This is a genomic window from Flavobacterium hibernum, assembly GCF_000832125.1.
GTDB lineage: Bacteria > Bacteroidota > Bacteroidia > Flavobacteriales > Flavobacteriaceae > Flavobacterium > Flavobacterium hibernum.
Genome location: NZ_JPRK01000008.1, coordinates 36,472 through 56,876 on the forward strand (window position 1 = coordinate 36,472; position 20,405 = coordinate 56,876).

The following is a 20,405-nucleotide window of genomic DNA, read 5'->3' on the forward strand; positions in this document are numbered from 1 at the left end:
ATAAATGTATAACTAAAGATATACTGGAAGGATTTTGGTCTGAAAAACATGGAAATCCTCTCTATTTAGGAACCGAGTATTGTTTAAGAATGAAAAGCAATGAACAATTAAACTAGATTATACTTAACATCTAGCCCCAAATTATAGAGCCTAGAGTTAAGATCGTGGTTTAGACAAGTTTCTGTCATACATAATAATAGTTCCCGCCACAGCAACATTTAAACTCTTTTCTGATTTAAATTTTACCAAATTATGACATTTATCCATTACTTTTTTGGATAAGCCATGATCTTCGGCCCCCAATAAATAAACACAGCGTCTTGGATGTTCAAAGGTTTCTAGATCAGAAGCTTTTTCATCTAATTCCACACCAACTAATCGCGCTCCTTTTGGTAAGTTTTCAAAAAAGGCTTCAAAAGTATCATAATGAAAATAAGGAATTGCTTTTACCGCATCATGTGTGTCACAGGCTTGTTTGGCATATCGATTACCAATTGTAAATATAAAAGTAGCCCCTAAGTTTTGAGCAGATCGCCACAAAACACCAAGGTTTTCGGGTGTTTTACCATTTTGTATTCCAATCCCAAAATATTCATTTATAAAGTTATCATTCATAAAAGCAAAAGTACAAACTGTAAGTACAAAAATCAACTTTTATTGACATGAAGGAAGCATCCATATTGAAATACTTTAAAATTCACAATTCTAAAAATATTTCGATTGAGAACTTACCAATTAGATTATTCGTAAAACTTGAGTTTATTGCAAAAAAAAACTTCAATTAGCCAAGCCAATTGAAGTTTTTAGTACTCAGAGCGGGACTTGAACCCGCACGAACATTACTGTTCACTGGATTTTAAGTCCAGCGTGTCTACCAATTTCACCATCCGAGCATGATGTGGTACCTCCAGGGATCGAACCAGGGACACATGGATTTTCAGTCCATTGCTCTACCATCTGAGCTAAGGTACCTTATTCTATTATAAAAATAAGAATAAAAAACCCTGTCTTTAGAACAGGGTTTTTGAAAAGAAAGGCGACGACATACTCTCCCACATAACTGCAGTACCATCTGCGCAGGCGGGCTTAACTACTCTGTTCGGGATGGGAAGAGGTGAGCCCCGCCGCAATAACCACCTTAAGGTCGTTGTTACTTGAGGTAACTTTTTTAATTAACAATTGATAATTCACAATTTATAATTAAAAATAATATCTTAACATACTGAGATAAAGAAAAGTACTTTTATTTACTATTTTAGAAAGTTTCTCCCCCCGATTTACATCGGGGGAAAAGGGTGTACATAAGCTTACGGATTATTAGTACTACTCGACTATGACATTACTGCCTTTACATCTATAGCCTATCAACGTGGTCATCTTCCACGATCCTTAAAAGAAATCTCATCTTGTGGTGGGTTTCGCGCTTATATGCTTTCAGCGCTTATCCCTTCCAAACGTAGCTACTCTGCGGTGCCCCTGGCGGGACAACAGATACACTAGAGGTTTGTCCAATTCGGTCCTCTCGTACTAGAATCAGATCCACTCAAATTTCTAACGCCCACAGTAGATAGAGACCGAACTGTCTCACGACGTTCTGAACCCAGCTCGCGTGCCACTTTAATGGGCGAACAGCCCAACCCTTGGGACCTTCTCCAGCCCCAGGATGTGACGAGCCGACATCGAGGTGCCAAACCCCCCCGTCGATATGAGCTCTTGGGGGAGATCAGCCTGTTATCCCCGGCGTACCTTTTATCCTTTGAGCGATGGCCCTTCCATGCGGAACCACCGGATCACTATGCTCTACTTTCGTACCTGATCGACCTGTATGTCTCTCAGTCAAGCTCCCTTATGCCATTGCACTCTACGCACGGTTACCAAGCGTACTGAGGGAACCTTTAGAAGCCTCCGTTACTCTTTTGGAGGCGACCACCCCAGTCAAACTACCCACCAAGCAATGTCCTCTCCTAAGAGAGTTAGGCCTCAGATAAACAAAGGGTTGTATTTCAACAATGACTCCACAACGCCTGGCGACGCCGCTTCAAAGTCTCCAACCTATCCTACACATCATTTATCCAAGGTCAATACTAAGCTATAGTAAAGGTGCACAGGGTCTTTTCGTCCCACTGCGGGTAAACGGCATCTTCACCGTTACTACAATTTCACCGAGCTCATGGCTGAGACAGTGTCCAGATCGTTACACCATTCGTGCAGGTCGGAACTTACCCGACAAGGAATTTCGCTACCTTAGGACCGTTATAGTTACGGCCGCCGTTTACTGGGGCTTCAATTCAATGCTTCTCCGAAGATAACATCTCCTCTTAACCTTCCAGCACCGGGCAGGTGTCAGGCCCTATACTTCATCTTACGATTTTGCAGAGCCCTGTGTTTTTGATAAACAGTCGCCTGGACCTCTTCACTGCGGCCCTGATTACTCAGGGCGACCCTTCTCCCGAAGTTACGGGTCTATTTTGCCTAATTCCTTAGCCATGAATCTCTCGAGCACCTTAGGATTCTCTCCTCAACTACCTGTGTCGGTTTACGGTACTGGTACTAATTACCTGAAGTTTAGAGGTTTTTCTTGGAAGCCCTTAGGCGCACTATCTCTTTGTCCGAAGACTCCGAGTACTATCGTATTTCCCCAAGCCGCGTGGATTTGCCTGCGCAGCTTATAGGTAGGTACTTCAACGAACTATTCCGTCAGTTCGCGGCGCTTTCATCACTCCGTCACCCCATCACAGTAATTAGTAGTACGGGAATATTAACCCGTTAGCCATCGACTGTCCCTTTCGGGTTCGCCTTAGGACCAGACTAACCCACAGCTGATTAGCATAGCTGTGGAAACCTTAGTTTTTCGGTGTGCGGGTTTCTCGCCCGCATTATCGTTACTTATGCCTACATTTTCTTTTCTAACCAGTCCAGCATGCCTTACGACACACCTTCAACCCTGTTAGAATGCTCCCCTACCACTTACAGTCAGACTGTAAATCCATAGCTTCGGTAATACGCTTATGCCCGATTATTATCCATGCTCGTCCGCTCGACTAGTGAGCTGTTACGCACTCTTTAAATGAATGGCTGCTTCCAAGCCAACATCCTAGCTGTCTGGGCAGACAAACCTCGTTCTTTCAACTTAGCGTATATTTGGGGACCTTAGCTGATGGTCTGGGTTCTTTCCCTCTCGGACTTGGACCTTAGCACCCAAGCCCTCACTGTTATGAAACATTATATAGCATTCGGAGTTTGTCAGGAATTGGTAGGCGGTGAAGCCCCCGCATCCAATCAGTAGCTCTACCTCTATATAACTTTACGCATAACGCTGCACCTAAATGCATTTCGGGGAGTACGAGCTATTTCCGAGTTTGATTGGCCTTTCACCCCTACCCACAGGTCATCCGAAGACTTTTCAACGTCAACCGGTTCGGTCCTCCACTGTGTGTTACCACAGCTTCAACCTGCCCATGGGTAGATCACACGGTTTCGCGTCTAACACTACTGACTAAAGCGCCCTATTCAGACTCGCTTTCGCTACGGATCCGTGGCTTAACCACTTAACCTTGCCAGCAACGTTAACTCGTAGGCTCATTATGCAAAAGGCACGCCGTCACCCCACGAAAGGGCTCCGACCGCTTGTAAGCGTATGGTTTCAGGATCTATTTCACTCCGTTATTCACGGTTCTTTTCACCTTTCCCTCACGGTACTGGTTCACTATCGGTCTCTCAGGAGTATTTAGCCTTAGCGGATGGTCCCGCCAAATTCAGACAGGGTTTCACGTGCCCCGCCCTACTCAGGATACCACTATCTATTATACTCGTTACCCATACGGGACTATCACCCTCTTTGGTGTCACTTTCCAGTAACTTCCGGTTCCTTGTACATAAAATGTCGTGGTCCTACAACCCCAACATTGCCGTAACAACATTGGTTTGGGCTAATCCGCGTTCGCTCGCCACTACTTACGGAATCACTTTTGTTTTCTTCTCCTCCGCCTACTTAGATGTTTCAGTTCAGCGGGTTTGCCCACCTATCGGTGTACTATGTCTTCAACATAGTGGGTTGCCCCATTCAGGTATCTACGGATCAATCGGTGTGTGCCCGTCCCCGTAGCTTTTCGCAGCTTATCACGCCTTTCATCGCCTCTGAGAGCCAAGGCATCCCCCATACGCCCTTATTTTGCTTATTGTACCAATCATAAATTAATATGACCGTTTTTTTTTGTCTTTTATTATTCGTATTACTACTATAACAAAAAACGCTTTCTACTTTTTATTATTTTCTTATCTCAATATGTCAATGAACTTTTATTGTCTATCTTTATAGACAATCAGTGGAGAATAACGGAGTCGAACCGTTGACCTCCTGCGTGCAAGGCAGGCGCTCTAGCCAGCTGAGCTAATCCCCCATTTTTCAATCTTAGATTGTAGAATTCAGATTTTAGATTTTTTAATTCTTCTCTAATTTCTTTTGGTGAATTCCAACTTCTAGAATTTCCTTTTTCAAGTTAAATAGTAGTCCCGGGCAGACTCGAACTGCCGACCCCTACATTATCAGTGTAGTACTCTAACCAGCTGAGCTACGAGACTCTGTTTTACTTAAAATTTATTATTTGAACTAACAGCAAGAGTAATTGAATCTGGTGATTCAGAACCTATAAATGAACATCTTTTTTCCTCAACGTGTGCAAGCACTAACATTTGAGGCTCTAGAAAGGAGGTGTTCCAGCCGCACCTTCCGGTACGGCTACCTTGTTACGACTTAGCCCTAGTTACCAGTTTTACCCTAGGCAGCTCCTTGCGGTCACCGACTTCAGGCACCCCCAGCTTCCATGGCTTGACGGGCGGTGTGTACAAGGCCCGGGAACGTATTCACCGGATCATGGCTGATATCCGATTACTAGCGATTCCAGCTTCACGGAGTCGAGTTGCAGACTCCGATCCGAACTGTGACCGGTTTTATAGATTCGCTCCTGGTCGCCCAGTGGCTGCTCTCTGTACCGGCCATTGTAGCACGTGTGTAGCCCAAGGCGTAAGGGCCGTGATGATTTGACGTCATCCCCACCTTCCTCACAGTTTGCACTGGCAGTCTTGTTAGAGTTCCCGACTTGACTCGCTGGCAACTAACAACAGGGGTTGCGCTCGTTATAGGACTTAACCTGACACCTCACGGCACGAGCTGACGACAACCATGCAGCACCTTGTAATTTGTCTTGCGAAAGATCTGTTTCCAAATCGGTCAAACTACATTTAAGCCTTGGTAAGGTTCCTCGCGTATCATCGAATTAAACCACATGCTCCACCGCTTGTGCGGGCCCCCGTCAATTCCTTTGAGTTTCATTCTTGCGAACGTACTCCCCAGGTGGGATACTTATCACTTTCGCTTAGCCACTGAAATTGCTTCCAACAGCTAGTATCCATCGTTTACGGCGTGGACTACCAGGGTATCTAATCCTGTTCGCTACCCACGCTTTCGTCCATCAGCGTCAATCCATTAGTAGTAACCTGCCTTCGCAATTGGTATTCCATGTAATCTCTAAGCATTTCACCGCTACACTACATATTCTAGTTACTTCCTAATAATTCAAGTCTAACAGTATCAATGGCCGTTCCACCGTTGAGCGATGGGCTTTCACCACTGACTTATTAAACCGCCTACGGACCCTTTAAACCCAATGATTCCGGATAACGCTTGGATCCTCCGTATTACCGCGGCTGCTGGCACGGAGTTAGCCGATCCTTATTCTTACAGTACCGTCAAGGTTCTACACGTAGAACTGTTTCTTCCTGTATAAAAGCAGTTTACAATCCATAGGACCGTCATCCTGCACGCGGCATGGCTGGATCAGGCTTGCGCCCATTGTCCAATATTCCTCACTGCTGCCTCCCGTAGGAGTCTGGTCCGTGTCTCAGTACCAGTGTGGGGGATCTCCCTCTCAGGACCCCTACCCATCGTAGCCTTGGTAAGCCGTTACCTTACCAACTAGCTAATGGGACGCATGCTCATCTTTTACCGTTGTGACTTTAATAGTGGCTTCATGCGAAGCTGCTATGCTATGAGGTATTAATCCAAATTTCTCTGGGCTATCCCTCTGTAAAAGGTAGATTGCATACGCGTTACGCACCCGTGCGCCGGTCTCTTGGTCCGAAAACCAATACCCCTCGACTTGCATGTGTTAAGCCTGCCGCTAGCGTTCATCCTGAGCCAGGATCAAACTCTTCATCGTATATTGTTTGTTCTAATAAATCAGAACTAAGTATTATGCGACGTTTTCTCTATCGGTTCTTCTAAAATCTCTCGATTCCATTACTCTTATTCTTTTGTTTTAACATCTCTGTTAAAACGGCTGTCAATTCAATATGTCTACGAACGTGTTTCTTTTTTAATATCGCTTGTTTCTCAAAGCGGGTGCAAAAGTAAAAAACTTATTTATATCTGGCAAGAAAATTTTAAAGTTTTTTTTGAAAATTTCTTTCCAACTTTCCTTCAATTCCTAACCAGTCTTTCAATGAGCTTCCCTTGTTTTGCGGGGTGCAAATGTAATATCCATTTTCTAATCTCACAAGCTTTTCTTAACATTTCTTAGAAAATAAATTTTCATTTCTGTTAATCTCACTTGTCAGTATTTCGAAGAGCGTATATCGCTGTTGCGGGTGCAAAAGTAGTCCCTTTATTCAGTTAAACAAGCTTTTTAAGGAGTTATTTTTGATCTTTTTTATAAGTAACTGTCTTTATGCTTCTTACAGCGCTAAGTTTTTTTGATCTTTGTAGGGTTTTAGTTGGTTTTGTTTGCTTTTTCTGGATTGGCATGAATCTCAACAAAACACAAAACTAGATTTTATTGGTGGTTTTGGTTTCGCGCAGAGACGCCAAGGCACTAAGTTTTGATTTTGGAGCGTTTTATTTCTCTTTTATTACAACAAGCCTCTTTTGAAAGATACTCCCCTAGCCCCAATAGTAGTAGAAATCCCTTTGTGCCGGCGTTCGGCACAAAAGATTGGAACGGATAGCGGGAGATAGCTCCTAAACAAAATTCCAAATTTTTTCAAATTCCAAATTCCAAAATTAAAACGCTACGACTTTGGGCAGCCAGACATAGTCACTCTTATATATAATTAGGTACCACAAAAAAAAAACGACAGCTTTTTAAAACTGTCGGGTTTGGGGTTTGAAATCTTACCTTATATATAGGAGAGGGAAAACCCTACTTATATATTGTTTATGTCATCTATTACTTCTTTTGTAATGTGGATACTTTTGAGCTTGGCCTGGTGGTCGAAAATTGGACTTGTTGCCATTAGCTCGTCTACGCGTGCGTAGTCGATGAACTTTTTAAGATCTATTATTAGCTGTTCTTTGTTTCCTGTAAAAGTACATGCGGTCATTTGATTGACATGGAAACGTTCTTCTTCGCTCATTATCTCGTACAACGAATCTACTGGTGGTTGTAAACCTTTGCGGTCGTTTCGAATTAAGTTTAGAAACATTTGATACAAACTTGTCGATAGTCTCTCAGCTTCTTCATTTGTATCGGCTGCGATGATATTTACACAGGCCATTGTTTTGGGTTTGTCTAAAAACTCTGAAGGCTGAAAGTTTTCGCGGTAGAACTCAAAAGCCTGAATCATTTGGCGTGGTGCAAAATGTCCAGCAAATGCATATGGTAACCCATAGGCAGCGGCAAGTGCAGCGCTTTCTGTACTTGAACCCAGAATCCAGATGGGAACGTTTGTTCCTTCAGCCGGAAAAGCTCTCACTTTTGCAACTGCATTTTCGGCAGAAAAGTAATCCTGAAGTTTGGTTACGTTTTGAGGAAAGCGTTGGGCTTGTTCAAAAAAGTCTTTTCTGATGGCCTCTGCAGTTGCCTGATCTGTTCCCGGCGCTCTTCCTAATCCTAAATCGATCCGATTTGGATAAAGTGTTTCCAAGGTTCCAAATTGCTCGGCTACTATTAAAGGAGAGTGATTCGGTAACATGATTCCTCCAGAACCTACTCGTATGTCTTTTGTTTGACTTGCGATATAACCAATTAGGACTACGGTCGCTGAACTGGCAACGTGCGCCATATTATGATGTTCTGCTAACCAAAAACGCTTATAACCTAAGTTGTCTGCGTGTTGAGCTATTTCTTTTGTTTTTTGAAATGTTTCTTTTGCGTTGCTATCTTGTGCGATGATAGCTAATTCTAATATTGAGATTGAAATTGGATCTTTCATATATAAAGGTAGCTTTTATGCAAAATTACTTCATTTACTGCAAAGCTTAACCTTTTTCATGTTAATAGAATTATAAAATTTATCACTGTTAAATACTTTAATGATGTTATATTTAATTGAAATACCGCCGTTATGTAGCCTAAAAATCAATTTTATAATAAAAGAAACAACTTTATAATCTTAAAATTATTTTTTTTTGCAAGAATTTCAGATGAATCAAAAAAGAGAACTAATTTTAAACCTAAATTTGTATCTCAAAAATAAATTCCGACCCTAGACTTTCCTCAAATGACACATAAAATTTTAATTATAGACGACGAAGAGAAACTTAGAAGTCTACTGGCACGTATTATAAAATCGGAAGGTTTTGAAGTTATTGAAGCTAAAGATTTAAAGTCTGGTTTTAAAAAACTCGAGCAAACTGATATCGATGTTGTTTTATGTGATGTAAAACTGCCTGACGGTAATGGTGTTGATTTTCTGCAAAATATAAAAGGAAGTTTTCCTTTGATTGAAGTTATTTTATTGACTGCTTTTGGCAATATTCCGGATGGGGTTCAGGCGATGAAAAATGGTGCTTTTGATTATATTGTAAAAGGTGATGATAATGACAAAATTATTCCGCTTTTATACAAAGCTGTAGAAAAAGTGCATTTGCAAAAGAAAGTACAACAACTGGAAAAGCGTATTGGCGACAAATATTCTTTTAATACAATTATTGGAAAATCAAGAGGAATCGAACAAGTCATTGATCTTGCCAAGAAAGTTGCAAAAACTGATTCGACTGTTTTGCTTACAGGTGAAACGGGAACCGGAAAAGAAGTTTTTGCACAAGCGATTCATGAAAATAGTAATCGTGTAGGTAAATCTTTTGTGGCGCTAAACTGCAGTACTTTTAGTAAGGAAATTTTAGAAAGTGAATTGTTCGGACATAAACAAGGTGCTTTTACCGGAGCTTTAAAAGACAAAAAGGGCTTTATTGAGGAAGCAAATGGAGGAACTTTATTCTTAGACGAAATTGGAGAAATGCCAATTGAACTTCAAGCTAAACTACTACGCGTTTTAGAAACAAGTGAATATATCCCAATTGGTGATACAACTCCAAAGAAATCAAATTTCAGATTAATTGCGGCAACCAATAGAGATCTAAAAACAGAAAGCGAAGAACACCGTTTTCGCTCTGATTTGTATTTTCGTCTGAACATTTTTGAAATCACACTTCCACCATTACGAGAGAGAATCAAAGATATTGCGCCAATTACAAATTATTTTATTAAACAATTTTCAGAAAAAACAAATAAGAAAACGCTGAATGTTACTGATGATTTTCTTCTGAAATTAGAGAATTATTCTTGGCCTGGAAATATTCGAGAACTTAAAAATATTATTGAACGATCTGTGATTCTAAGTAGTGGAGACACTTTGATTTCTGATGTTTTACCTTATGAAATGCAACATCAGCCTGAAAAAGCTACAAAATCAATGTCAGCTTTTTCTATGCAAAGTATTGAGAAACTACATATTCAAAAGGTTTTAAATTACACCAAAGGCAATAAAGCCGAAACAGCTCGTTTACTCGAAATAGGAATTGCTACTTTATATCGCAAGTTAGAAGAATACAGTATTCAATAACAATTGCAAAAATCAAATTTCAAATTAAAACATATCACCATTAACAATTAATAATTCAGAATTAATAATTAAAATCATCTTATCATTTCAATAAAAGCTTATCATTTTGATAGGCTTTTTTTATGTCCCTATTTTGGCACAAAACCATAAAACCATCACCAACAACACTTTACCTATTATTTCGTAATTTAGGTCTAACTTTTGGCATAAGAGAGGAGAACATAAAATTCATTGTTATGAAAAATCAAGTCACCACAATCTACAAACAAGCCGAACGCTTTGCCGAGATAACCAAAAAATCAATAATTTCTGGTAACATCGTGCGGGCAAAAAAATGTCTAGCACTTGCTGAACGCTTATTTATCACTGGAAGTATCGAAACTAAAAATGCCATTTCTAATGTATACATTTTTTCGGTTTCATCTTTTATGGAAATGCGCCACTGCAACATATCACACCTTTTTCCTCAAACGCTTAAAGCAGAATATATCAAACAAGTTAATACTTCTGGAGTATAAAATGTTTAATCGGTTAGCTGTTTAGTTGGTTAATCGTAAAGATTCTAAATCTAAAAATCAGCATTCTAAAATCTAAAATAAAATCTATGTTAATCACTTTTCTTTTACTCGCATTGGCAGTTTTACTGTTTGCTATTTGTTTTAAATCAGTAGAATTTTTTGAAAAAATCTAAATCATGACTGCACTATTTATTGTTTCTATCGCCGTTTTCGCCTATTTGGTTTATGTATTAATCAAACCCGAAAAATTTTAACGAAGTAAAATGTTGTAAGTGAGGTGTGAAATGCAAAAATCATATTAAAATAATCGCTGTCTTTTACCTCTCACATTTTACAATTAACAAATCACATATTATGAACACAGAATTACTAGGCGTCATCAGTATTTTTATCATTACAATAGTTTTAGCTATTCCGTTAGGAAAATATATTGCTAAAGTTTATTCGGGTGATAAAACACTGCTTGACCCGATTTTCAATCCAATTGAAAAATTTATTTTTAAAATAAGCGGAATCAATTCTGCCGAAGAAATGAACTGGAAGCAACACTTAAAAGCACTTTTAAGCATAAACATGGTTTGGTTCTTTCTTTGCTTTTTTATTTTATTGTTTCAAGGATCATTGTTTTTAAATCCTGACAACAACCCATCAATGAGTCCTGATCTAGCGTTTAATACTGCTATTTCGTTCGTAGTAAATTGCAATTTACAGCATTATTCAGGTGAAAGCGGTGTTTCTTACCTATCGCAAATGTTCTTGATGTTCTTGCAATTCGTTTCTGCTGGTGTTGGATTAGCTGCCGCAGCTATGATTTTCAATGCAATGCGGGAGCGAGCAACTGATAAATTGGGAAATTTTTACAATTATTTCATCAAAAGCTGTACTCGTATTTTATTACCGCTTTCTGCAATTGTAGCTACTGCACTGATATTTAGTGGCACACCCATGACTTTTGAAGGAAAAGATGCGATTACAACATTACAAGGTGATCATGTCGAAGTTTCTCGTGGGCCAGCTGCAGCATTTATTGCTATAAAACATATAGGTACAAATGGTGGTGGTTTTTTTGGAGCCAACTCGGCACATCCGCTAGAAAATCCAACTTATTTTACTAATGCCGTTGAGCTTTGGGCGCAAATGATTGTTCCGTTTGCAATGATTTTTGCTTTAGGTTTTTATCTAAAGAAAAAGAAGTTATCGTATGTGATTTTTGGTGTCATGACCATTGGATTTTTACTACTTGTTATCCCTACGGTTATAAGTGAAATCAACGGAAATCCTGCTATCGAGAAAATGGGAATTGCTCAAACAACCGGAGCAATGGAAGGAAAAGAAGTTCGTTTTGGACCCGCAATTTCAGGATTCTGGAGCATTGCAACAACCGTAATTTCTACAGGTTCCGTAAATAGTATGCACGATAGTTCAATGCCGGTTTCCGGAGCTATGGAATTACTTGCCATGATGGTGAATGCATTTTATGGCGGTTGTGGCGTTGGTATTCTAAACTTTTACATTTTCATAATTCTTGCAGTATTTATTTCCGGTTTAATGGTTGGTCGAACACCTGAATTTCTAGGAAAGAAAATCGAAGCGCGAGAGGTTAAGATTGCTGCTTTTATCGCAATCCTGCATCCTTTATTAATATTATCAGGAACTGCTTTAGCTTCTTATTTTGCTGCTCACGATACCGCAATGGGCTATTGGTTCAATGGAAACGCAACTGGCTGGTTAAACAATCCCGGACATCATGGTTTCTCAGAAATGTTATATGAATATACTTCGAGTGCTGCCAACAATGGTTCTGGTTTTGAAGGTTTAGGAGATAACAATCCGTTCTGGAATATCACTACTGGTATTGTCTTATTGTTGAGTCGTTTCATTCCTATAGTTGGGCCGTTGGCTATCGCAGGATTATTGGCTAATAAAAAATACATCCCGGAAAGTGCAGGAACTTTAAAAACTGACACTTCTATTTTTGGTGTAATGGTTTTTGCTGTGATCGCGATTATTGCTGCTTTATCATTCTTCCCAGCGTTGGCGCTTGGACCATTGGCAGAATATTTCCAAATGCGTTAGATGTGAAAAAGTGAAATGTGAGATGTAAAAGCTAATTGTGACCTTTTCACTTCAACATTTCATAAAAACATCTCACCATTATTGATTTGCCAATCTACTTTCAAGGTTTTTAATTAACCCATAAATAAGCTTCCCTATGACGTCTAATTTTTCAATTAATTGTTCAAAGTTTTTATCAGTAATGAAATTTAATTCTTTACTCAGTAAAATTAAAGTATCAAGTTCCGATAATGAGCCTAATGAAATATGCAAAAAATGGATGAATTCTTTTAGACCTTTTCTTGCAGCTCCCTTGGCAATATTAACTGGAACAGAAACTGAAGCTCTACGGATTTGGGAAGTAATTCCAAATTTTTCCTCAGCTGGAAATTGCCTCGTAACTAAATAAATTTCTTTAACGAATTCAAAACTTTTAATCCATGAATTCAATTTTTTATGTGGTTTCATATTTCAAATAAATAATCATTTACAAAAGTAGGAAATTTCACATTTTATATCTAACGTTTTACATAAAGAAAAATGACAACTAATAAATCCAATTCATTGTTTGAAAGTAAGCAAGTAAAAGAAGCTCTAGTGCAATCTTTTGTGAAGCTGAATCCAAAAATGATGATCAAAAATCCGGTAATGTTTACCGTAGAAATAGGAACTGCCATTATGTTTGCTGTTTGTGTTTCTATATTAATGGGAGCAACTGACCAAGGTAGTTTTACTTATAACTTAATTGTGTTCTTAATTTTACTTGCAACACTTTTGTTTGCCAATTTCGCAGAGGCTATTGCCGAAGCAAGAGGAAAAGCACAAGCTGATAGTTTAAGAAAAACAAGGGAAGAAACTCCTGCAAGACAAATTTTGCCTAACGGAGAAATCAAAAACATCAGTTCATCTGAATTAAAAAAAGGAGATATTTTCGTTTGCGAATCAGGAGATTTAATTGCAACTGATGGTGAAATTATCGAAGGTCTAGCCACCATTGACGAAAGTGCTATTACGGGAGAAAGTGCTCCTGTAATTCGGGAAGCAGGTGGTGATAAATCTTCTGTAACCGGAGGAACAAAAGTATTATCTGATAAGATTAAAGTAATCGTAACCTCTGAACCTGGCGAAAGCTTTTTAGACAAAATGATTGCTTTAGTTGAAGGTGCAAGCCGTCAGAAAACACCAAACGAAATTGCCTTAACTATTCTGTTAGCGGCATTTACCTTAATCTTCGTGATTGTTTGTGTTACCCTAAAACCATTTGCAGATTATGCAAATGCGCCAATCACAATTGCTGCTTTCATCGCTCTTTTCGTTTGTTTGATTCCAACCACAATTGGAGGCTTACTTTCTGCGATTGGTATTGCGGGAATGGACAGAGCGTTGCGTGCCAACGTAATTACAAAATCCGGAAAAGCGGTTGAAACTGCCGGAGATATTGATGTTTTGCTTTTGGATAAAACGGGAACAATCACGATTGGAAACAGAAAAGCAACTAATTTTTATCCTGCAAAAGGTGTTTCAGAAGAAGATTTTATAAAGTCTGCTGTGTTAAGTTCACTAGCAGATGACACTCCGGAAGGGAAAAGTATCGTGGAACTGGCAGGTGCCGAAACTGCCAATAAATTATCAATTGAAGGTGCTACTTTAATCAAATTTACCGCTGAAACCAGAACTTCCGGAGTTATTTTAAAAGACGGAACCAATATTAGAAAAGGTGCTCAGGATGCTGCAAAAAACATTACAATTCAAGCTGGTAATAATTTCCCTGAAGATACTGCTCAAAAAGTAATTGATATTTCGTCTAAAGGAGGAACTCCATTGGTCGTTATTAAAGATAATCAGGTGCAAGGGGTTATTGAATTGCAGGATATTATTAAAACGGGAATGAAAGAACGTTTTGACCGATTGAGAAAAATGGGTGTAAAAACAGTGATGGTTACTGGAGATAATCCGCTTACAGCGAAATTTATCGCAGAAGCTGCCGGTGTTGACGATTTTATTGCGGAAGCGAAACCTGAGGATAAAATGAACTACATCAAAAACGAACAAAACCTAGGGAAACTTGTCGCCATGATGGGTGACGGAACGAATGATGCTCCTGCCCTTGCACAAGCCAATGTGGGTGTTGCTATGAATAGCGGAACTCAAGCTGCGAAAGAAGCGGGAAATATGGTCGATCTTGACAATGATCCAACTAAATTAATTGAGATTATTGAAATTGGGAAACAACTTTTAATGACTCGAGGTACTTTAACTACTTTTTCTATTGCAAATGACGTTGCGAAATATTTTGCTATTGTTCCTGCTCTTTTTATTACTGCGATTCCTGCGCTTGAAGGATTGAATATCATGCGTTTGCATAGCCCTGAAAGTGCGATTTTATCAGCAGTAATTTTTAATGCGATCATCATTCCGATATTGATTCCGTTAGCGTTGAGAGGTGTTGATTATAAACCAATTGGTGCAAGTGCTATCCTAAAAAGAAACCTATTGATTTATGGTTTAGGCGGATTGATTGTCCCTTTTATCGGAATTAAATTAATTGATTTAATCGTAACACTTTTTATTTAGTGAAATGTGATTTGTAAAATATGAAATGATCAAATCAAAAAAACACAGATAACCATTTACAAATCACTTTTTACATCTAACATCTTACACAAGAAAACATGAAAAATATATTTTCACTATTAAAACTTACACTGCTTACAATAATTTTATTTGCAGTTATTTATCCCCTTGCGATTTACGGAATTGCACAATTTGCTCCAAATCATGGAAAAGGAGAAACTCTTTCGGTTAATGGAAAAGTAATCGGATATCAAAAAATTGGACAGAAATTCGATAAGTCAAATTATTTCTGGGGAAGACCTTCAGCCGTTGATTATAATGCAGCAGGAAGTGCCGGAAGTAACAAAGGACCTAGTAATGCTGAATATTTAGCTTTAGTTCAAAAAAGAATTGATACGCTTTTACTTGTTCACCCTTATTTGAAAAAATCTGAAATTCCATCAGATATGGTGACTGCTTCCGGAAGTGGTTTAGATCCTAATATCTCTCCTCAAGGTGCTTTGATTCAGGTGAAACGTGTTGCCAAAGAAAGAAAATTGGATGAAGCTAAAGTAAAAGCTCTGGTTGAAGCAAACATTAATACTCCAAAAGTTATGGGAACTCCAACCGTAAATGTGTTGGAATTGAATGTTGCGCTTGATCAATTGAAATAATACGTTTTTAAACCCGACAGGTTTTAAAAACCTGTCGGGTTTGACAAAGATTTTCGTCTGCTTTGTCATTTCGAGGAACGAGAAATCTTAGCAAGAAACTCCACAAAGAATATCAATCTGTGTCGATCTAGCAACGGAGATTTCTCGTTCCTCGAAATGATAAATCGAGACGTTGACAAACCAAATTTTATAATAAATACCTAACAGGCTTTAAAAAACCTGTTAGGATAATCATTGCCCTTTTTTACTCCAAATGTCCTAGCCCCGATAGTAGTGGAAATCCTTTTGTGCCGGGGTTCGGCACAAAAGATTGAAACGCATAGCGGGATTAGCTCCTAAAAAATCTACTAATAATTAATTGACCCTTTCGGGTTTGAATACCACACTAACAAAATGAAAAAAATAATACTTACCGCTTTAATTGCCTTTGGTTTTACCAATTTACATGCACAGGAAGAAACAAAAAGTCCGTTTACGTTTTCAGGATATGTAGAGACTTATTATAGTTATGATTTTGGAAAACCGGAAGATCACACACGCCCGAGCTTTTTTTACAATTTTAATAAAAGTAATGAAGTGAATATTAATTTAGGTTTGGCAAAAGTGAATTATTCGAAAGATAATATTCGCGGGAATTTTGCTTTGATGGCTGGAACTTACGCTGAATATAACATGGCGGCGGAACAAGGTTTATTGAAAAATATCTATGAGGCAAATGTGGGTGTGAAGATTTCACAAAGCCATAATTTATGGATTGATGCGGGGATTATGCCGGCTCACATAGGTTTTGAAAGTGCAATTGGAAAAGATTGCCAGACTTTAACCCGAAGCATTTTAGCAGAGAATTCTCCTTATTATGAAACGGGTGTTAAAATTGGTTACACGTCTGAATCTGGAAAATGGTATTTGGCTGGAATGTATTTGAATGGCTGGCAGCGTATCGAGAAGGTTGAAGGAAATCATACGCCAGCTTTTGGAACTCAAGTAACTTACAAACCATCAGACAAAGTGGTTTTGAACTGGAGCACTTATGTTGGAAATGAACAACCGGATATAGACAAAAAATGGCGCTATTTTAATAACTTTTATGGACAATTTAAGGTAACAGATAAAACAAATGTTACAGCTGGTTTTGATGTAGGATCGCAACAAGCTGCTAAAAACAGTAATAAATACGACACTTGGTTTTCACCAGTTTTAATCCTGCAATACAAACCAACAGATAAAATTCAGTTGGCGGCACGTGGCGAATATTATAGTGACGAAAAAGGTGTAATTATTGTTACAGAAACACCAAATGGTTTTAAAACTTACGGATTTTCAGCTAACTTTGATTACTTAATCACTGACAATGTTATGTTTAGATTAGAAGCAAGAAATCTTTCTAGTAAAGATGAAATATTTACAAAAGATGATTTGCCTACGAATACAAATGCGTTTGTAACGACTTCGCTGGCAATTAGTTTTTAGAAAAATATTTCTTGCCACAGATTAAAAGAATATAAAGGTTTTTTTTTCGCCACGAATTAACGAATTTTGATTTAAAATAATTCGTGAATTCGTGACGAAAAAATCTAGACAAAGCAATTCAATCATCCTTCTAATCTTTGTAATCTGTGGCAAAAAAAACAAATACTTTGTGACTTAGCGACTTTGTAGCAAAAAAACATGAAAGAAGAAAAAGAAAATAATGCACAGCACTTTCTTGATTTAATTCAGAAATCACGAAAGGGAAAATTTAAAGTCTACATTGGAATGAGTGCGGGCGTTGGTAAAACATATCGGATGCTTGAAGAAGCACATTCATTATTAAAAAATGGAATTGATGTAAAAATTGGTTACATCGAAACGCATATGCGAAAAGAAACGCATGAGCTTTTATCTGGTTTGCCCGTAATTCCGCGGCGAACCATTTTCTATAAAGGGAAAGAACTCGAAGAACTCGATGTTCAGGCCATTATTAACCTAAGACCTGAAGTGGTAATTATTGACGAACTGGCGCATACCAATATTGAAGGAAGCAAAAACGAAAAACGCTGGCAAGATGTTCTGGAAATTCTGGAAGCAGGAATTAATGTAATTTCGGCAGTAAACATTCAGCATATCGAAAGTTTAAACGAAGATGTAAAACGCATCACAAATATTGATGTCCACGAACGAATTCCCGATAATGTTTTGCGACTGGCTGATGAAGTCGTAAATATCGATTTGACGGCCGAAGATTTGATTGCACGTTTAAAAGAAGGAAAAATTTACACGGCAGATAAAATTCAGACCGCTTTGACTAATTTTTTTAAATCTGATCAAATTTTACAATTGCGCGAATTAGCTTTAAAAGAAGTAGCAAGTCAGGTCGTTCGAAAAGTCGAAAATGAAGTACCTCAAATTCACGCTTTACGACATGAAAAACTTTTGGCTTGTATTAGCAGTAATGATAAAACAGCCAAAATTGTGATTAGAAAAGCAGCCCGCCTAGCGAGTTATTACAACGGATCGTGGTATGTTTTGTACGTAGAAACACCTAAAGAAAGCAGCACAAAAATCGCTTTGGACAAACAACGACATCTAATCAATAATTTTAAACTAGCTGTTCAATTAGGTGCAGAAGTTATTAAAGTCGAGAATAAAAATATTGCAGATGCAATTTTAATTACTGTCGAAGAAAAACATATTACAACTGTTTGCATCGGGAAACCACATTTGAATTTATTTAAAGTAATTTTGTCTACAACAATTTTCAGACGCTTATTAAATAGCCTCTCTTTATCAAACGTAGACCTTGTTATTTTATCCTAAAAATTTCTAAACCATATAAGTTATATAAGTTCATTTAAAATTTTAACCGCAAAGAATACGAAAGTTTTTTTGCTAAAAAAACAGTGAGAACGCGAAGTTTTTCGCCTTTGGTTTAATTATACGGCCTCTTATATTTTCTTATATTACTTACATGGTTCAAAAAAATAAAATGTTTTAAAACAAACATCATGAGAATTAAAACTAAATTGAATCTGGGAGTTGGATTATTATTTTTAATGATTATCATACTTTCACTAGTAAGTGGATATTCTGTTTTTTTAATAAAAGCAGACACCGAGAATATTTTAAAAGCAAATTATAATACATTAGAATATTCCAGAAATATGATTTTGTCTTTGGATGAAATTAAAGTGAGTACAGATAGTAAGATTGGTACTTTTAAAGAATATCTCGAGAAACAAACCCAAAATGTTACTGAACCCGGAGAGAAAGAAGCAACTGCTAATCTTGAAAAAAGTTTTGCTGTTTTAGAAAAAAACGGAACTAATGAAGCGGTAAAAACACAAATCAGAAAAGACATTTTTGCGATTATGAAACTCAATCTTGATGCCATAAAGCAAAAAAGTGATATTGCTAAACTTACTGCCGAGAATGCTAATTTATGGATTGCCATTGTGGGAAGTTTATGCTTTTTAATTGCCTTTAATTTACTCGTTAATTTGCCCAATAATATTGCAAATCCAATTAAGGAGTTAACACTGAGTATTAAGGAAATTGCGAATAAAAATTATTCGGAACGAGTACACTTTACCAATCACAACGAATATGGAGATTTAGCAAAATCATTTAATACGATGGCGCAAAAACTCGAGGAATATCACAACAGTAATTTGTACAAACTTTTCTTTGAGAAAAAGCGATTGGAAACTTTAATCAATAATATGCATGATCCTATTATTGGTTTGGATAATGATGGTATAATTTTGTTTGTGAATGATGAAGCTCTGAAAATTATTGGAATGAAATCTGAAGATGTTATTGGGAAATCTGCTTCTACTCTAGCCTTGTCTAATGATTTAATTCGTTCGTTAATTTTGAAAGAAGTAGCAAATGATTCTCAGAAAAAACAGCCAATGAAGATTTTTGCCAACGGTAAGGAAAGTTATTTTGATAAAGAAACCATCAATATCACGATAACGCCAACCGGAGAAGAAAAGGAAATCAATATTGGCGATGTGATTATTCTTCGAAATATTACCTTATTTAAAGAATTAGATTTTGCCAAAACTAATTTTATAGCCACCGTTTCGCACGAATTAAAAACGCCAATTGCTTCTATAAAATTAAGCCTTCAATTACTTCAAAATAACAAAACGGGCGATCTAAATGATGATCAGAAACAATTGATCGAAAGTATAAAAGATGACAGTCAGCGTTTATTGAAAATTACCGGCGAATTACTTAATTTATCACAATTAGAAACAGGAAACATTCAGTTAAATATCGATAAAAGCAATCCGTATGCTATTGTAAATTATGCTGTTGAAGCTGTAAAAATTCAAGCCGATCAAAAACAAATTAAATTAGTAATTGATGCCCACGAAAATTTACACGATGTAAAAGCTGATAGCGAAAAAACGGGTTGGGTTTTAATTAATTATTTATCAAACGCCATTACTTATTCTTCTGAAAAAAGTACAATTACAATTAAATTAAAAGAAGAAAATGATCATATTGTTTTTCAGGTTATCGATACCGGAAAAGGAATTGATGCAAGATATAAAGACAAAGTTTTTGATAAATATTTTCAGATTCCAGGAAGTCAAAAAACAGGAACAGGATTAGGTCTAGCCATTAGCAAAGAATTTATTGAAGCGCAAAATGGAACTATTGGTGTTGAAAGCAATTTAGGACTTGGAAGTACTTTTTGGTTTTCGTTGAAGGTTTAAATATCATTTATTAATAGATTTTTTTTGATTTTCATTTCTATTGCCTGTCTGAGGAGAAG

At 37.6% G+C, this 20,405-nt stretch carries 12 protein-coding genes, 4 tRNA genes and 3 rRNA genes; 9 read left to right on the forward strand and 10 right to left on the reverse strand.

The features are described from left to right. Nucleotides 1–156: 156 nt before the first annotated feature. The 9 genes from IW18_RS09330 to IW18_RS09370 form a co-directional block, all read right to left on the reverse strand. Nucleotides 157–615: an RNA methyltransferase gene (locus IW18_RS09330; protein WP_041517337.1), complete on the reverse strand. Its 459-nt coding sequence runs from the start codon at nt 613–615 to the stop codon at nt 157–159. 192 nt (nt 616–807) lie between these two features. Further along, nucleotides 808–893: transfer RNA gene (locus IW18_RS09335), tRNA-Leu, on the reverse strand. A gap of 6 nt (nt 894–899) precedes the next feature. Then, a tRNA-Phe gene (locus IW18_RS09340) sits at nt 900–972 on the reverse strand. Nucleotides 973–1,031: 59 nt separating this feature from the next. Continuing rightward, nucleotides 1,032–1,141, reverse strand: a 5S ribosomal RNA gene (rrf, locus tag IW18_RS09345). A gap of 156 nt (nt 1,142–1,297) precedes the next feature. After that, a 23S ribosomal RNA gene (locus IW18_RS09350) occupies nt 1,298–4,181 on the reverse strand. Nucleotides 4,182–4,326: 145 nt separating this feature from the next. Beyond that, nucleotides 4,327–4,400, reverse strand: a tRNA-Ala gene (locus IW18_RS09355). Between the two features lie 107 nt (nt 4,401–4,507). Next, nucleotides 4,508–4,581 (reverse strand) — tRNA-Ile (locus IW18_RS09360). 123 nt (nt 4,582–4,704) lie between these two features. Continuing rightward, nucleotides 4,705–6,218: ribosomal RNA gene (locus IW18_RS09365) — 16S ribosomal RNA — on the reverse strand. Together the 16S, 23S and 5S rRNA genes with 4 tRNA genes alongside form the textbook arrangement of a ribosomal RNA operon. Before the next feature lie 982 nt (nt 6,219–7,200). Continuing rightward, on the reverse strand, nt 7,201–8,208 hold the full coding sequence (locus tag IW18_RS09370) for an LLM class flavin-dependent oxidoreductase (protein ID WP_041517338.1): 1,008 nt from the start codon (nt 8,206–8,208) through the stop codon (nt 7,201–7,203). 288 nt (nt 8,209–8,496) lie between these two features. Between IW18_RS09370 and IW18_RS09375 the strand changes: the two genes are divergently transcribed. The 4 genes from IW18_RS09375 (at nt 8,497) to kdpA (ending at nt 12,434) form a co-directional block, all read left to right on the forward strand. Then, the gene (locus IW18_RS09375) at nt 8,497–9,840 is read left to right on the forward strand and encodes a sigma-54-dependent transcriptional regulator (protein WP_041517339.1); all 1,344 of its coding nucleotides are present in this window, start codon (nt 8,497–8,499) and stop codon (nt 9,838–9,840) included. A gap of 236 nt (nt 9,841–10,076) precedes the next feature. Further along, nucleotides 10,077–10,358, forward strand: a complete 282-nt coding sequence (locus IW18_RS22920) for a DUF7674 family protein (protein ID WP_084607940.1) — start codon at nt 10,077–10,079, stop codon at nt 10,356–10,358. A gap of 176 nt (nt 10,359–10,534) precedes the next feature. After that, nucleotides 10,535–10,612: a K(+)-transporting ATPase subunit F gene (gene kdpF / locus IW18_RS22925; protein WP_084607941.1), complete on the forward strand. Its 78-nt coding sequence runs from the start codon at nt 10,535–10,537 to the stop codon at nt 10,610–10,612. A gap of 100 nt (nt 10,613–10,712) precedes the next feature. Further along, nucleotides 10,713–12,434 (forward strand): potassium-transporting ATPase subunit KdpA, encoded by a 1,722-nt coding sequence (gene kdpA, locus IW18_RS09385; RefSeq protein WP_041517341.1) that lies wholly within the window; start codon nt 10,713–10,715, stop codon nt 12,432–12,434. Nucleotides 12,435–12,512: 78 nt separating this feature from the next. Here kdpA and IW18_RS09390 read toward each other — a convergent pair whose 3' ends face one another. Continuing rightward, nucleotides 12,513–12,881 (reverse strand): four helix bundle protein, encoded by a 369-nt coding sequence (locus tag IW18_RS09390; protein WP_041517342.1) that lies wholly within the window; start codon nt 12,879–12,881, stop codon nt 12,513–12,515. 72 nt (nt 12,882–12,953) lie between these two features. Between IW18_RS09390 and kdpB the strand changes: the two genes are divergently transcribed. The 5 genes from kdpB (at nt 12,954) to IW18_RS09415 (ending at nt 20,346) form a co-directional block, all read left to right on the forward strand. Next, the gene (gene kdpB / locus IW18_RS09395; protein WP_041517343.1) at nt 12,954–14,987 is read left to right on the forward strand and encodes a potassium-transporting ATPase subunit KdpB; all 2,034 of its coding nucleotides are present in this window, start codon (nt 12,954–12,956) and stop codon (nt 14,985–14,987) included. A 98-nt stretch (nt 14,988–15,085) separates the two neighbouring features. Further along, on the forward strand, nt 15,086–15,640 hold the full coding sequence (locus tag IW18_RS09400; protein WP_041517344.1) for a K(+)-transporting ATPase subunit C: 555 nt from the start codon (nt 15,086–15,088) through the stop codon (nt 15,638–15,640). Between the two features lie 393 nt (nt 15,641–16,033). Next, nucleotides 16,034–17,110 (forward strand): porin, encoded by a 1,077-nt coding sequence (locus tag IW18_RS09405; protein ID WP_041517345.1) that lies wholly within the window; start codon nt 16,034–16,036, stop codon nt 17,108–17,110. 198 nt (nt 17,111–17,308) lie between these two features. Next, entirely contained in the window at nt 17,309–18,436 is a 1,128-nt protein-coding gene (locus tag IW18_RS09410; protein ID WP_041517346.1) for a histidine kinase, read from the forward strand. A 188-nt stretch (nt 18,437–18,624) separates the two neighbouring features. Next, nucleotides 18,625–20,346 carry a HAMP domain-containing sensor histidine kinase gene (locus IW18_RS09415; protein ID WP_041517347.1) on the forward strand — a complete coding sequence of 574 codons (1,722 nt, stop codon included), beginning with the start codon at nt 18,625–18,627 and terminating at the stop codon, nt 20,344–20,346. Nucleotides 20,347–20,405 lie beyond the last annotated feature (59 nt).